The organism is Sphingomonas adhaesiva, assembly GCF_036946305.1.
In the GTDB taxonomy this organism is placed as follows: domain Bacteria; phylum Pseudomonadota; class Alphaproteobacteria; order Sphingomonadales; family Sphingomonadaceae; genus Sphingomonas; species Sphingomonas adhaesiva_B.
Genome location: NZ_JAQIJJ010000004.1, coordinates 479,895 through 493,703 on the forward strand (window position 1 = coordinate 479,895; position 13,809 = coordinate 493,703).

A 13,809-nucleotide genomic window follows, 5' to 3' on the forward strand; every position below is an offset into this window, starting at 1 on the left:
GCGCATTCCCGAAGAGGAGAAACGACGTGACCGAGAAGAGCGGAGCAGACATCCTGGTCGAGGCGCTGTGCGATCTCGGCGTGGAGGTCGTGTTCGGCTATCCGGGCGGCGCGGTGCTGCCGATCTACGACGCGCTGTTCCGGCATACCGCCGGCGGCACGCCGCGGATCCGCCACGTGCTGGTGCGCCACGAACAGGCCGCGACCCATGCCGCGGAGGGCTATGCCCGCGCCACGGGGAAGCCGGGCGTGGTGCTCGTCACCTCCGGCCCGGGCGCGACCAACGCGGTCACCGGCATCACCGACGCGCTGATGGATTCGATCCCGATGGTCGTCATCACCGGCCAGGTGCCCACGACGCTGATCGGCTCGGACGCGTTTCAGGAGGCCGATACCGTCGGCATCACGCGCCACTGCACGAAGCACAATTATCTGGTGAAGGATCCCGCGCGGCTCGGCCCCGTGATCCATGAGGCGTTCCATATCGCCACCTCCGGCCGCCCCGGCCCGGTCGTGGTCGACATTCCGAAGAACGTGCAGGTCGCCACCGCGAAATATCAGAAGCCCGGCCCGATCCAGCACAAGACCTATCGGCCCGCGCTGAAGGCGGACCGCGCCGCGATCGAGCAGGTCGTCGACATGCTGGCCGCCGCCGAGCGTCCGGTGTTCTACACCGGCGGCGGCATCATCAACGCCGGCCCGGCCGCGTCGCAGCTGTTGCAGGAACTGGCGCGGATCACCGGCGCGCCGGTCACCTCGACGCTGATGGGGCTGGGTGCCTATCCCGCCAGCGGCCCGCAGTGGCTGGGCATGCTGGGGATGCACGGCACCTACGAAGCCAATATGGCGATGAACCAGGCCGATCTGGTCGTCGCCATCGGCAGCCGCTTCGACGATCGCGTCACCGGGCGACTGGACGCGTTCAGCCCCAACAGCCGCAAGGTGCATATCGACATCGACCGGTCGAGCATCAACAAGACGGTGCGCATCGACCTCGCCATCGTCGCCGATGCCGGGCACGCGATGGAGGACATGGTCCGCATCTGGAAGTCGCGTCAGCATCCGAAGCCCGACACGTCGGAATGGTGGCGGCGTATCGACGGCTGGCGTGCGGTGCGCTGCCTCGACTTCCCGGAATCCGGAAAGGAGATCATGCCGCAACGCGCGATCCGCGCGCTGTGGGAGGCGACGCATCGTCAGCAGCCGATCATCACCACCGAGGTGGGCCAGCACCAGATGTGGGCCGCGCAGCATTTCGGCTTCGACCTGCCCAACAAATGGCTGACGAGCGGAGGGCTGGGCACGATGGGCTATGGCCTGCCCGCCGCGATCGGCGCGCAGCTGGGCAATCCCAAGGCGCTGGTGATCGACATCGCGGGCGAGGCGTCGATCCAGATGAACATCCAGGAACTGGCCACGGCGACGCAATATCGCCTGCCGGTGAAGGTCTTCATCCTGAACAACGAATATATGGGGATGGTCCGCCAGTGGCAGGAGCTGACCTATGAGAGCCGCTACGCCGAAAGCTATTTGGATTCGCTGCCCGATTTCGTGAAGCTGGCCGAGGCCTATGGCTGGAAGGGCATCCGTATCGAGCAGCCCGACCAGCTCGACGCAGGCATCGCGGAGATGCTGGCGCACGACGGCCCGGTGATGGTGGATTGCATGGTGGCAAAGCTCGCCAATTGCTTCCCGATGATCCCGTCGGGTGCGGCGCACACCGACATGATCCTCCAGGCGAACGAGGTCAGCGGCACCATGGACGACGAGGCCAAGGCGCTGGTTTAAGGGAATTGAGATCCTCCCCGGCACGGGGAGGGGGACCATGCGGAGCATGGTGGAGGGGGAGTGCCGCAGACGGATCGCTGGTGGAGAACCCCCTCCACCAGCCTGCGGCTGGTCCCCCTCCCCGTTCCGGGGAGGAATAATGCACATCAGCGAAGAGAGAGCCGAGCGCCATACGCTGGCGGTCATCGTCGACAACGAACCCGGCATCCTGGCGCGGATCGCGGGCCTGTTCACCGCGCGCGGCTATAATATCGAGAGCCTGACCGTGTCGGAGGTGACCGCCGACAAGGCGGTCAGCCGGATCACGATCGTCACCTCCGCGTCGCCCACGACGCTGGAGCAGATCGTGGCGCAGCTCGACCGGCTGATCCCGGTCCACCGCGTCCACGACCTGACCGCAGAAGGCCCGCACGTCGAGCGCGAACTGGCGCTGGTCAAGGTGCGCGGCACCGGCGACCACCGGATCGAGGCGCTGCGCCTCGCCGACGTCTATCGCGCGCGCGTGGTCGATGCGACCACCAGCAGCTTCGTCTTCGAGGTGACCGGCGGGATCGAGAAGATCGACAAGTTCGTCGAGCTGATGGGCGAAGTCGGCCTGATCGAGGTCGCCCGCACCGGCATCGTCGCCATCGCCCGCGGCAAGGACGCGGCGTAAGAATTCCCCTCTCCCATCGGGAGAGGGAGGGGCCCATCGCGCAGCGATGGGAGGGTGAGGGCGAGGGTCCTCGCGCCCCGCACCACCCTCACCAACTCCGGCTAGGCCCGGCTACGCCGTGCCAAGCCTTCGTATCCTCTCCCACCGGGAGAGGAGAGCAAAGGGAACGAACATCATGAAGGTCTATTACGATCGCGACGCCGATCTGAACCTGCTGACGGGCAAGAAGATCGCCATCGTCGGCTACGGCTCGCAGGGCCATGCGCATGCGCAGAACCTGCGCGATTCGGGCGTCAAGGACGTCGCGATCGCGCTGCGCGAGGGCTCGGCCACCGCGAAGAAGGCCGAGGGCGCCGGCTTCAAGGTGATGAGCAACAAGGACGCCGCCGCCTGGGCCGACATCATCATGATCCTGGCCCCCGACGAGCATCAGGCCGCGATCTGGGAGAACGACCTGAAGGGCAACGTCCGCCCCGGCGCCGCGCTCGCCTTTGCGCATGGCCTGAACGTCCACTTCGGGCTGATCGAGGCGCCTGTCGACATCGACGTCATCATGATCGCGCCCAAGGGTCCGGGCCACACCGTCCGCAGCGAATACGTCAAGGGCGGCGGCGTGCCGTGCCTGATCGCGGTGCAGCAGGACGCCAGCGGCAACGCGCACGACATCGCGCTCGCTTATGCCTCGGGCGTTGGTGGTGGCCGTTCGGGCATCATCGAGACGAACTTCAAGGAAGAGTGCGAAACCGACCTGTTCGGCGAGCAGGCGGTGCTGTGCGGTGGCATCACCCACCTGATCCAGGCCGGGTTCGAGACGCTGGTCGAGGCCGGCTACGCCCCCGAAATGGCCTATTTCGAGTGCCTTCACGAGACGAAGCTGATCGTCGACCTGCTGTACGAGGGCGGCATCGCCAACATGCGCTATTCGATCAGCAACACCGCCGAATATGGCGACATCACCACCGGCCCGCGGATCATCACCGACGAGACGAAGAAGGAGATGAAGCGCGTGCTGGCCGACATCCAGTCGGGCCGCTTCGTGAAGAACTTCGTCCTCGACAATCGCGCCGGCCAGCCCGAGCTGAAGGCCGCACGCAAGGCGGCAGAGGTGCATCCGATCGAGAAGACCGGTAGCGAGCTGCGTGCGATGATGCCGTGGATCGGCGCCAACAAGCTGGTCGACAAGGAGAAGAATTAAGCGCCGCGCGGCTGGGAGCAGCGAAGCTGCCCCCAGACTCGCGCAAGCTCGGCCGGCCCGGCAAGCCGGCCCATCGGGCACGGCTTTGCCGGGTCCGACGGGCCGGCGGGTTGGTTCGTTCCTTCGTCATCCCGGGCCAGACCCGGGGTCCCGCTTCTTCCGCTATGGTGGAAAAGAAGCGGGACCCCGGATCAAGTCAGGGGCGACGTGTGTCTACCTCCCCCCTCCCTTTCAAGGGAGGGGTCCGGGGTGGGTGGCGGCTTGATGATACGGATAGCACTGGTCCCACGGCCGCCGTACCACCCGGACCGCACCCACCCCCAGCCCCTCCCTTGAAAGGGAGGGGAGTTTGGTTGCTGCCACCTTCCTCATAGTCTAAGCGCCCGCGGCATGCGGGCGGCGGCGTTCCATACTTCGTCGTACCGGACCTCCGCCTATCGCGCGCAGTCCAGCCCCGGCAGCCGCGTCGTCTCCGCCGCGCTGTCGATCGGCATCGCCGCGCTGATCCTGTTCGCGCTGCTGCGGTTGAGCGGGATCCTCCCGCCCGCCGATTTCGGCAACGGCCGCCCGCTTTCCACCTTCGACGTCCGCTCCGAAGGCACGCGTGCGCAGCAGCCGACGCGCGAGAAGACCCGCGAGCAGGTCCGCAAGGCCGCCGCCCGCGCCGAGGCGCCGGCCGAACGCGTCCGGCCCGACGTACCGCAGCCGCCGGCCCCCACCCCGCCGCTGGTGCTGCCCGGCGTCATGATCCTGAGCCAGTCGGATTATGCCGCCAGCGACGTGTCACGGATCAAGGGCACCGCACCGGCGCGCAGCACCGATCCGGACGAGACGACGCAGACGGCGGATTCCGCGCCGATCGGCCGCGGTCCCGGCAATGCCGCGGTCTATGCCGGCGACTGGGTCCGCCGCCCGACCGCGGCGGAGATGCATCCCTATCTGTCGAAGCGCGCGCGCACCGGCATCGGCGTGATCCTGTGCCGCACCGCGCCGCGCAACCGCGTCGACGATTGCCGCGAGGTAGGGGAGACGCCGCCCGGCACCGGCCTCGCCGGCACCGCGCGGCAGGCGGCGTTCCAGTTCCTGATCCGCCCGCCCTCGATCGGCGGCAAGCCGGTCATCGGCGCCTGGGTGCAGATCACCTACGACTTCACGCTGATCGAGCGCTGACACGCGCCGCGAAATCGATCGTTTCGTACCTGCCTCTTTCCACCGGCCCGCACGTTGTGCAGCATCGGGGGAACAACAGGAGGATCAATATCATGCGTCATGCCATCGCCGCCGCGCTCGCGTTCGCGGTCGCCGTCCCCGCGGTCGCCCAGATCGCCAGCACGCCGCAGATGCCCGGCCAGGCCAGCGGCAAGGTCGCCGCCGGCACCTATCAGGTCGACCCCGCACACACGCAGGTGACGTGGACGGTCAACCACATGGGCTTCTCGATGCTGCAGGGGCAGTTCGGCGCATCGGAAGGCTCGATCACGATCGATCCGGCGAAGCCGGCGCAGACCAAGGTCGACGTCACCTTTCCGATCGACCAACTTTCGGTCACCAATGCGAAGTTCGCCGAGCATCTGAAGTCGAAGGACTTCTTCGACGCCGCGACGAACCCGACCGCGCGCTTCGTCTCCACCGCGGTCACGCCGAAGGGCGCCAATCGCGCGACGATGACCGGCAACCTGACGATCAAGGGAATCACCAAGCCGGTGACGCTGGAGGTCACCTTCGTCGGCGCGGGCGCCAATCCGATGAGCAAGAAGACCAACTTCGGCTTCACCGGCACCGGCACCGTCAAGCGCAGCGACTTTGGGCTGGGCATGGCCGTGCCGATCGTATCGGACGAGGTGAAGCTGACGGTGAACGCGGCGTTTTCTCAGTGAATTGACCAAAGCCCCTCCCCTTCAGGGGAGGGGTCGGGGGTGGGGCGTGTCTCACCGAGACCAGCGCTCGTGGCCTCTGACTGCCCCACCCCAACCCCTCCCCTGAAGGGGAGGGGCTAATCCCCCCAACCTCTTACGCTGCGCGCCTTACCTGCACGAAGCCATCGAACGTCGCGCGCACCGCGGGCGAGGCGTTCGCGACCAGCGCGCTCACCTGCGCGACGAAGGCGTCGCCGTCGACGCCGGGAGCGCGCTCCGCCATCGTCCATGCACCGAACTCACGCTGCGCCACCTCGGTGCGCGACAGCACTACCGCTGCGCGATGCCGCCGGTCGGTCAGGATCCGCGCATAGGTCCGCTCGACCGCCAGCCGCTCACCCTCCAGCGCCTGGAGGAAGCGGCGCCCATCGAAATAGAGCAGCCCGGTGATCCCGTCGCGCGCATTGTTGCGGCGCGACACGTCCAGCACCTCACGCGTGTGCAGGGAACCGACGGCACTACTGATATAGACGAGTTGAAACATCGATCGCTTCCCTGGCTTCCGGCCCCCGTCCGTTCGTGCAACGAATGCCGTTTCATCTTCTTAAACAAGGGGTTGATCCAGATCAAAGGCGATAGCGCGGCAATCCGCTGGACAAGCGGCCCCGCCACGGGCTACGCGTGCCGCCATCATGACGCGGACGATCGGCCTCCTCCTTCGACTTACGCGCCCTTAGGCGCGCATCCGCCGTCGCGTGGGGATCGCCCCGCGCGCCCCGCGCCTAAGGGACGATCCGACCACCGCCCCCTTCGACAAGCGAGCCGACCGTCATGCTGCGCGATCCTTCCGCCAAATACCGCCCCTTTCCGACAATCGACATTCCCGACCGTAGCTGGCCGTCGAAGACGATCACCCCGCGCCCCGCGCTGGCTGTCGACCGACCTGCGCGACGGCAACCAGGCGCTGATCGATCCGATGGATGCGGAGAAGAAGACGCGCTTCTTCGACCTGCTGGTAAAGGTCGGCCTCAAGGAGATCGAGGTCGGTTTCCCCAGCGCGGGCGCAACCGAATTCGACTTCATCAGCGGGCTGGTGCGCACCGGCCGCGTCCCCGACGATGTCGCCATCCAGGTGCTGACCCAGTCGCGCCGCGACCTGATCGAGAAGAGCTTCGAGAGCCTGGACGGCGCACACAGCGCGATCGTCCACCTCTACAACGCCGTGTCGCCGGCGTGGCGCAAGATCGTGTTCGGCATGTCCCGCGACGAGGTGAAGACGATCGCGATCGAGGGCGCGAAGGTGCTGCGCGACGAGGCCGCCAAACGGCCGAACACGCGCTGGCAGTTCGAATATTCGCCGGAGACCTTCTCCACCGCCGAGCTCGATTTCTCGGTCGAGGTGTGCGAGGCGGTGATGGACGTGCTGCAACCCACGCCCGACGCGCCGATCATCTTCAACCTGCCCGCCACGGTCGAATGCGCGACGCCCAACGTCTATGCCGACCAGATCGAGTGGTTCGGGCGTCACATCCGCAACCGCGACGCCTGCGTCATCTCGCTCCACACCCACAACGACCGCGGCACCGGCGTCGCCGCGGCGGAGCTGGGATTGATGGCGGGCGCGGACCGGGTCGAGGGCTGCCTGCTGGGCAATGGCGAGCGTACCGGCAATTGCGACCTGGTGACCGTCGCGCTCAACATGTACACGCAAGGCGTCGATCCGCAGCTGGACCTGAGCGATATCGACGCGGTGGTGAAGACGGTGGAATATGCCACCAACATCACCGTCCATCCGCGCACGCCCTATGCCGGCGAGCTGGTGTTCACCGCCTTCTCCGGCAGCCATCAGGACGCGATCAAGAAGGGCTTTGCCGCACAGGCCGCGCGCAACGACGATCTGTGGGAGGTGCCCTACCTGCCGATCGATCCCGCCGACCTGGGGCGCAGCTACGAGGCGGTGATCCGCGTCAATTCGCAGTCCGGCAAGGGCGGCGTCGCCTGGGTGCTGGAGCAGGACAAGGGGCTGAAGCTGCCCAAGCGGCTCCAGGCCGATTTCAGCCGCCATGTCCAGGCGCTGGCGGACGAGAGCAGCCGCGAGCTGAACGCCGCCGATATCTGGGGCGCGTTCGAGCGCGCGTACCTGCCCGGCGGCAGCGACCGTTTCGTGCTGCGCGACTATGACGAGACGGGTGCGGCGGGCGACCGCATCTTCGTCGGCCGGCTCGCGATCGGGGGCGAGGAGCGCTCGATCTCCGGGCGCGGCAACGGCCTGATTTCCGGCGTCATCGCGGCGCTGGCGGAGAGCACCGGGCCGACGATGGACGTGGTCGATTATTCCGAACATGCGATCGGCCATGGCGCTGGTGCGCAGGCGGTCGCCTATCTCGAATGCCGCACGGCCGACGGGCGCGTGGTGTGGGGCGTCGGGATCGACACCGATATCGCCACCGCCAGCGTTCGCGCGGTCCTGTCGGCCGCCAACCGCACGTGACGGTGCCGCGCCGCTACGCCGCCTTCCTGTTCGACATGGACGGGACGCTGCTCGACAGCATCCCGTCCGCGATCCGTGCTTGGACCGGCTGGGCGACGCGACACGGCATCGACACCACCGAACTGCTGCGCGTGATGCACGGCGTGCGCGCGATCGAGACGATCGCGCGCTTCGCCACACCCGGGATGGATATCGACGCCGAATATGCGGCGCTGACCCGCGCCGAGATCGCGGACGTCGACGATGTTGTCGAGATTCCGGGCGCGGCGGCGTTCGTCGCGCAGCTGCCCGCCGACCGCTGGGCGATCGTGACCTCCGCGCCACGCGCGCTGGCGCTGCGGCGGCTGGCGGCGGCGGGGCTGACGGCGCCGGCGGTGCTGGTCACCGCGGAGGATGTCACCACCGGCAAGCCGGCGCCGGATTGCTTCCTCGCCGCGGCGGACCGGCTGGGCATCGCGCCCGGCGACTGCCTGGTATGGGAGGATGCTCCGGCGGGCGTGGCCGCCGGGCTGGCCGCGGGGGCGGACGTGATGGTCATCACTGCCACCCACGCCACCCATGCGACCCCGCTCACCACCGACCAGCCATCGGCGCGCGACTTTCATGCGCTACGCGTCGCGGTGGCGAACGACGGCTGGCTGGCGCTGGACGCGGCCGGCTGAGCGAGGCCGTTCGTCAGCGATCCCGCGGGCGCGGCGGCGCGTAGGAGGGGGGGATCGCTGGCGGGAAAGGATTCGTCCGATCCCTCGTCGACCGCGTCCCAGCTGCGCTCGCGGTCGCGCATCTGCTCCGGCCCGGCGTCGCGCACGCGCGCGAAGGCTCCGTCCGCCGCGACAGGATGCGCGAACGCCGCATCGTGCGGCACCACACGCTCGCGCCGTCGACGCCAGCGCTGCCCCGCCGCAAAGCCCAAGGTGGCCGCGATCACCAGCGGCCACAGCGGCACCGCCCGCACCACGCCGCGCGATGGAGCGGCACGCGGCGCGCTCATCACCGTGCCCGTCGCCTCGGCATAGGCCAGCCCTGACTGCTCCTCCACCTCGACCCGGCGACTGCCGTCGAGCGAGACGCGATGCCGCCAGCCGGCATCCGCCTCGGGCGTCGCATTGCCTTCTCCGCGCATGCCGCCGGCCGCGGGTGCCTGATCCATGTCGTGATCGGGGGTGCCGTACAGTCGCAGACCATCGTCCGCCATCGCCCGCCTCCTACCATACCGTTGTTTTCATTGGCGTATCGTCACCAACGAACCGGATGGCAGAAGTTTCACCGCGTCAGTTGACGCGATCGGGCGGGGTGACGGGGACCAGCAGCGGCGCGATCGCCACGCCATCGTCGACCAAAGCGCGCGCCTCGTCGGGTGTGGCCTGACCATGGATCAGCGCCTGCGGTGCCTCGCCATCGTGCATCGCGCGCGCTTCCCGCGCGAAATCGCGCCCGACCCAGCGCGAGTCGGCCAACGCCTTCGCCTGCGCGGCGGCCACCTGCGCCAGCAGCGCCTTGGCATCCTGCGGCGACGCCGGCGCCGCGCCGCCGCCGGTGCGATTGCCCTTGGCGCCGACATTCGGCGCCATCACCGCCTTGTCGATCCGATCGTCGCCGCAGACCGGGCAGTTCACCAGCAGCCGCGCGCGCTGCTCCTCGAACGCGCGCGACGAGCCGAACCATGCCTCGAACACATGCCCTGCGGCGCAGCGCAGGTCGAAGACGATCATGCGCGCATCACGCCGCCAGCATCGCGTCCAGCTTGCCGGCCCGCTCCAGCGCGGCGAGGTCGTCCGACCCGCCGACATGCGTGCCGTCGATGAAGATCTGCGGCACGGTGGTACGGCCGTTGGCACGCTGGATCATCTCCTGCCGCTTGGCGCTGTCCATCGTGATGTCCGTTTCCGCCGGCTCGACGCCCTTCGATGCCAGCAGGTTCATCGCGCGCGAGCAATAGGGGCAGAACGCCTTCGTATAGATCTCTACCTGTGCCATCCGGCCTAGGTGTGGTCGCGGCCGGGCGCTGTCAATCCGTCTCGTCGGCCTCGTCCAGCACGCGTGCCCATGCCAGCACGGTGACGCTGGCCGCTCCCGCCGCGCGCAGGACGGCGATGCACGCGTCGGTGGTGGCGCCGCTGGTGTAGATATCGTCCACCAGCACCATTCGCTGCCCCGTGACCGCCGCCGCATCGCGCACCGCGAACGCGCCCTTGACCGCGCGGCGCCGCTCGGCGGCGCTCCGCCCGCGCAGGATCGGCGTTCCGCGCGTCCGCACCAGTATGTCGACCCGATGCGGCACGCCGCCGGCGCGCGCCAGATGCGCGGCGATCAGCGCCGCCTGATTGTAGCCGCGCGTCCAGATCCGCCATCGATGCAGCGGCACCGGCAGCAGCAGCGTCGCGTCGGCGGGCAGATGTCGCGCCATCAGCCGCGCCATCGTCGCCGCGAAGGCGGTGCGGCGATTGTATTTCAGCCGCAACGCGATCGTGCGCGACACGGTGCCATAGGCGACCGCGGCACGCACCCCGTCGTGTCGCGGCGGCACCGCGAGGCACGCGGCGCATTGCGCGCCCGCGCCGCGATCCGTCTCGAACGGCCGCTGGCACGTCGCGCACCAGGGCGGCCCCAGAAAGCGCAGCGACCGCCAGCAATCGACGCAGAAGCGATCCGTCCCCGCCACGATCGCGCCGCACGCCGGGCAGCGCGGCGGCAGCGCCAGATCGAGCACCGTGTGGAGCAGGGCGGAAAGACGCACCGCGATCTTGTGGCAAGCACCGCGACACGGCACAAGCCGCGCCAGCGACATGTCGACCCCTGCCATCTTCTCCGCCGCCGCACGGCGCCGCGCGCGCGACCGCGCCGCGGGGCGCTTCGCCGAGCATGATTTCCTGCGCGCGCAGATGCTGGACGGCATCGCCGACCGGCTCCTCGCGGTGAAGCGCGACTTCGCCGACGTGCTCGACTTGGGCTGTTTCGATGCCGCCTTCGCGCCACCGCCGGGCGCGCGTGTGGCGCGGCTCGACCCGGGTTTCGCCTTCGCGCGCGCCGCCGGGGGCGTACAGGGCGACGAAGACCATCTCCCCTTCGCCGATGCGGCGTTCGACCTCGTCGTCGCGGCGGGTACGCTCGACACGGTCAACGACCTGCCCGGCGCGCTGGCGCTGATCCGCCGCGTGCTGCGCCCCGACGGGCTTTTCCTGGGCGCGTTCGTCGGCGCGGGCAGCCTGGCGACGCTGCGCGCGGTGCTGCGCGCGGTGCTGCGCGCGGCGGAGGAAGAGCAGGCCGTCGCACGGCTCCATCCGCAGATCGACGTGCGCTCGGCCGGCGACCTGCTGGTGCGCGCGGGCTTCGCCCTGCCGGTGGCGGATGTGGAGACGCTGACGGTGCGTTATTCCGGGCTGGGCCGCCTGCTCGACGACCTGCGCGGCATGGCGGCGGGCAATATCCTCGCCGAACGTCACCCGTTGCGCCGCGACACCCTGGCCCGCGCCGCCGCCGCCTTTGCCGCGCGTGCAGAGGCGGACGGGCGCACGTCGGAACGCTTCGATCTGGTGTTCCTGACCGGATGGTCCCCCGCGCCCGACCAGCCGAAGCCGGCACGTCGCGGCAGCGCCACCACCTCGCTCGCCGCCGCGCTCCGGGCGGGGGATGGCGGCGCCGGGCGTTAGATCAGCAGTTCGTCGTCGTCGCCCGCCAGCACGCGGCGGATCGCCTCGAACAGCGCGTCCATCGCCACCGGCTTGAAGATGATATCGTCGGCGCCCGCGCGCAGGCAACGTTCGCGCAGGTCGACCGCGGTATCGGCAGTCACGACGATGATCGGCAGTCGCGCCTTCGCATCGGGTCGCGCGCGGATGTGGCGGATCGCGGTGATGCCGTCCATTCCCGGCATCCGCAGGTCGACCAGAATGACGTCGAAATCGTTCGCGTCGATCAGCCCCAGTCCGATCTCGGCGCTTTCGGCCTCCACCATCTGCGCGCCCGCGACGTCCAGCATGTCGCGAACGACCCGCCGGTTCATCCGGTCATCTTCGATGAAAAGGACGTTCATCGCCGCCATTCAGATGTTGACCTTCCCCATCAGACCGGCGTCGAAACGATTCCACCCCCTATCGACCTACGCCGCCGCCAGCGCAAGTCGTGATGACAAGCCGTCGACCAGTACCACCAATTCCTTCTTTCCGATCGGTTTTTCAACCACCTGCGTGGCACCATCGTGAAAATGTCGCGCGCGGGCCTCGACGTCGCCGGCGGCGTGGAGCACCAGCACCGGCGCCTCGCCCGCGGCGGCCACCGCCGTCGCGATATCGGTCGCGGATGCGCGGCGTGATCGATCAGCACCCGCTCCGGCGCCAGCCGCGCGATCTCGGCCCCCGCCTCGCCCGGCCCGGCGAAGACGATGGCGCCGATCCCGTCGAACAGCGTCGCAAACATCGCGCGGCGGATCGGATTGTCCTCCACCACCAGCAGTGCGGGCCGTGCCCCGACCCCGACCTGATCGCACGCCTCCGCGGGGCGTAGCGGCACGTCCAGAACGAAGGTCGCGCCCGCGCCCCTCGCTGCTGCTGACGGTCACGTCGCCGCCCATCGCACGCGCCAGGTTGCGACAGATCGACAGCCCCAGCCCGGTGCCGCCATATTGGCGCGTGGTGCCCGCGTCCGCCTGACGAAAGGATTCGAAGATCAGCTCATGCGCCGCGGGCGCGATGCCGATCCCGCTGTCCTCCACGATCAGCCGGATCCGCTCGCCCACCGTCCGCACGGTTAGCGCGACATGCCCCGTGGCGGTGAACTTCACCGCATTGGACAACAGGTTGAACACGATCTGGCGCAGCCGTGCGCTGTCGCCCAGTACCCAGCCGGGCGCCTCGTGCAGCGACACGGCATAGGCCAGTCCCTTCGCCGCGGCCGGCTCGCGCCACAGCCGCGCCGCTTCCTCGACCGTGGCACGCAGGTCGATCGGCGCGACCTCGATCGTCATCCGCCCGGTCTCGATCTTCGCGACGTCCAGAATGTCGTCGACCAGGGCGCGCATCGTGACGCCCGCACCATGGACCACCGACAGGCGGTCGCGCATCGTCGCATCAATCGCGCCGTCCGCGATCATCACCTGCGTCATCCCAAGGATGCCGTTCAGCGGGGTACGGATCTCGTGGCTGGTGGTGGCCAGGAACTCGGTCTTGATCCGCAGCGCCTTGGCCAGTTCCGCGTTGCTCGCCGCCAGATCGTCGTTGGCGGCACGCACCTCGTTGCGGCTGCGGCGCAGCAGGAACAGTCCGGCGGCCAGCATCGCGACCACCAGCAGCGCGGTGATCGCGACCACGCCGAAGATCGTGCGCTGGGTCTGCGCGGTCGCCCGCTCGAACGCCACCGTGCGCGACAGATCGTCCGCCTTCAGCTTGGCGATGCGCAGTTCCTGATTGGCATAGTCGAACCGGGCCGCGGCGAGCGCCGCGCTGTTCGACCGCGCGATCTCGGTCGCCTGATCGTCCAGCCGCTTGAGCGCGGCCAGATGCGACAACGCCGCCTCGTCATCATGCGCCGCCAGATAGACGCGATAGGCGATCTCATGCGCGTCGCGGTCCGGCAGCAGCGTATGCTTCAGGTCGACGTCGGCAAAGCGCCGCTCGATCAGCGCGCGCGCGTGCGCGACCTGACCCTGTCGCAGCGCAATCGCGGCGTCGGTCGCGATCAGCACCTGCCGGATCGTCGCCACCGCCGGATCGTTCGCGAACGCCAGTCCGCGCTCCACCGACAGATGCGCGGCGTCGACCTGCCCCATTTGTAGCTGCGCATCCGCCATGCTGGCGAGCAAACTGCGCGACCGCCACATCGCTCTTCAT

14 protein-coding genes and 1 pseudogene are annotated in these 13,809 nt (G+C 68.9%); 8 read left to right on the forward strand and 7 right to left on the reverse strand.

What is annotated here, in order from left to right; genetic code table 11:
* The first annotated feature begins 26 nt into the window (after positions 1-26).
* The 5 genes from ilvB (at position 27) to PGN14_RS08700 (ending at position 5,514) form a co-directional block, all read left to right on the forward strand.
* Positions 27-1,787: a biosynthetic-type acetolactate synthase large subunit gene (gene ilvB / locus PGN14_RS08680; protein ID WP_335299090.1), complete on the forward strand. Its 1,761-nt coding sequence runs from the start codon at positions 27-29 to the stop codon at positions 1,785-1,787.
* 139 nt (positions 1,788-1,926) lie between these two features.
* Positions 1,927-2,442, forward strand: coding sequence for an acetolactate synthase small subunit (ilvN, locus tag PGN14_RS08685; protein WP_335299091.1), 516 nt, complete (start codon positions 1,927-1,929; stop codon positions 2,440-2,442).
* Positions 2,443-2,617: 175 nt separating this feature from the next.
* Positions 2,618-3,637 (forward strand): ketol-acid reductoisomerase, encoded by a 1,020-nt coding sequence (ilvC, locus tag PGN14_RS08690; protein ID WP_335299092.1) that lies wholly within the window; start codon positions 2,618-2,620, stop codon positions 3,635-3,637.
* A 390-nt stretch (positions 3,638-4,027) separates the two neighbouring features.
* Complete coding sequence (locus PGN14_RS08695) at positions 4,028-4,807, forward strand: hypothetical protein (protein ID WP_335299093.1); 780 nt, start codon at positions 4,028-4,030, stop codon at positions 4,805-4,807.
* Positions 4,808-4,899: 92 nt separating this feature from the next.
* Positions 4,900-5,514: a YceI family protein gene (locus PGN14_RS08700; RefSeq protein ID WP_335299094.1), complete on the forward strand. Its 615-nt coding sequence runs from the start codon at positions 4,900-4,902 to the stop codon at positions 5,512-5,514.
* Positions 5,515-5,647: 133 nt separating this feature from the next.
* Here the strand turns inward: PGN14_RS08700 and PGN14_RS08705 are convergent, their stop codons facing one another.
* The gene (locus tag PGN14_RS08705; protein WP_335299095.1) at positions 5,648-6,037 is read right to left on the reverse strand and encodes a BLUF domain-containing protein; all 390 of its coding nucleotides are present in this window, start codon (positions 6,035-6,037) and stop codon (positions 5,648-5,650) included.
* A 287-nt stretch (positions 6,038-6,324) separates the two neighbouring features.
* Between PGN14_RS08705 and leuA the strand changes: the two are divergent.
* Together leuA and PGN14_RS08715 are read left to right on the forward strand one after the other, a co-directional pair.
* Positions 6,325-7,984 (forward strand): annotated as a pseudogene (gene leuA / locus PGN14_RS08710) (2-isopropylmalate synthase).
* A complete protein-coding gene (locus tag PGN14_RS08715) occupies positions 7,981-8,646 on the forward strand; it encodes an HAD-IA family hydrolase (protein WP_335299096.1) in 666 nt (221 codons plus the stop codon). The pseudogene leuA and the gene PGN14_RS08715 overlap by 4 nt, the downstream one beginning before the upstream one ends.
* Here PGN14_RS08715 and PGN14_RS08720 read toward each other — a convergent pair.
* The 4 genes from PGN14_RS08720 to PGN14_RS08735 all read right to left on the reverse strand — a co-directional run bounded on the left by PGN14_RS08720 (position 8,586) and on the right by PGN14_RS08735 (position 10,721).
* Positions 8,586-9,179 carry a hypothetical protein gene (locus tag PGN14_RS08720; RefSeq protein ID WP_335299210.1) on the reverse strand — a complete coding sequence of 198 codons (594 nt, stop codon included), beginning with the start codon at positions 9,177-9,179 and terminating at the stop codon, positions 8,586-8,588. The two genes, PGN14_RS08715 and PGN14_RS08720, sit on opposite strands and share 61 nt — an antisense overlap.
* A gap of 76 nt (positions 9,180-9,255) precedes the next feature.
* Positions 9,256-9,696 (reverse strand): DUF1178 family protein, encoded by a 441-nt coding sequence (locus tag PGN14_RS08725; protein WP_335299097.1) that lies wholly within the window; start codon positions 9,694-9,696, stop codon positions 9,256-9,258.
* A gap of 7 nt (positions 9,697-9,703) precedes the next feature.
* The gene (gene grxC / locus PGN14_RS08730) at positions 9,704-9,961 is read right to left on the reverse strand and encodes a glutaredoxin 3 (protein ID WP_335299098.1); all 258 of its coding nucleotides are present in this window, start codon (positions 9,959-9,961) and stop codon (positions 9,704-9,706) included.
* Between the two features lie 31 nt (positions 9,962-9,992).
* Positions 9,993-10,721 carry a double zinc ribbon domain-containing protein gene (locus PGN14_RS08735; RefSeq protein ID WP_443019484.1) on the reverse strand — a complete coding sequence of 243 codons (729 nt, stop codon included), beginning with the start codon at positions 10,719-10,721 and terminating at the stop codon, positions 9,993-9,995.
* A gap of 49 nt (positions 10,722-10,770) precedes the next feature.
* Between PGN14_RS08735 and PGN14_RS08740 the strand changes: the two genes are divergently transcribed.
* Positions 10,771-11,634, forward strand: a complete 864-nt coding sequence (locus PGN14_RS08740) for a class I SAM-dependent methyltransferase (protein WP_335299099.1) — start codon at positions 10,771-10,773, stop codon at positions 11,632-11,634.
* Here PGN14_RS08740 and PGN14_RS08745 read toward each other — a convergent pair.
* A complete protein-coding gene (locus tag PGN14_RS08745; protein WP_335299100.1) occupies positions 11,631-12,017 on the reverse strand; it encodes a response regulator in 387 nt (128 codons plus the stop codon). The genes PGN14_RS08740 and PGN14_RS08745 overlap by 4 nt on opposite strands.
* Positions 12,018-12,083: 66 nt before the next feature.
* Entirely contained in the window at positions 12,084-13,799 is a 1,716-nt protein-coding gene (locus PGN14_RS08750; protein ID WP_335299101.1) for a sensor histidine kinase, read from the reverse strand.
* Positions 13,800-13,809: the final 10 nt, after the last annotated feature.

What these genes read in the sequence shown, in the direction of transcription:
- ilvN (WP_335299091.1), top strand. Translation starts at nt 1,927, where the DNA reads ATGCACATCAGCGAAGAGAGAGCCGAGCGCCATACGCTGGCGGTCATC.
- ilvC (WP_335299092.1), top strand. Translation starts at nt 2,618, where the DNA reads ATGAAGGTCTATTACGATCGCGACGCCGATCTGAACCTGCTGACGGGC.
- PGN14_RS08695 (WP_335299093.1), top strand. Translation starts at nt 4,028, where the DNA reads ATGCGGGCGGCGGCGTTCCATACTTCGTCGTACCGGACCTCCGCCTAT.
- PGN14_RS08700 (WP_335299094.1), top strand. Translation starts at nt 4,900, where the DNA reads ATGCGTCATGCCATCGCCGCCGCGCTCGCGTTCGCGGTCGCCGTCCCC.
- PGN14_RS08705 (WP_335299095.1), bottom strand. Translation starts at nt 6,037, where the DNA reads ATGTTTCAACTCGTCTATATCAGTAGTGCCGTCGGTTCCCTGCACACG.
- PGN14_RS08720 (WP_335299210.1), bottom strand. Translation starts at nt 9,179, where the DNA reads ATGGCGGACGATGGTCTGCGACTGTACGGCACCCCCGATCACGACATG.
- PGN14_RS08725 (WP_335299097.1), bottom strand. Translation starts at nt 9,696, where the DNA reads ATGATCGTCTTCGACCTGCGCTGCGCCGCAGGGCATGTGTTCGAGGCA.
- grxC (WP_335299098.1), bottom strand. Translation starts at nt 9,961, where the DNA reads ATGGCACAGGTAGAGATCTATACGAAGGCGTTCTGCCCCTATTGCTCG.
- PGN14_RS08740 (WP_335299099.1), top strand. Translation starts at nt 10,771, where the DNA reads ATGTCGACCCCTGCCATCTTCTCCGCCGCCGCACGGCGCCGCGCGCGC.
- PGN14_RS08745 (WP_335299100.1), bottom strand. Translation starts at nt 12,017, where the DNA reads ATGAACGTCCTTTTCATCGAAGATGACCGGATGAACCGGCGGGTCGTT.
- PGN14_RS08750 (WP_335299101.1), bottom strand. Translation starts at nt 13,799, where the DNA reads ATGTGGCGGTCGCGCAGTTTGCTCGCCAGCATGGCGGATGCGCAGCTA.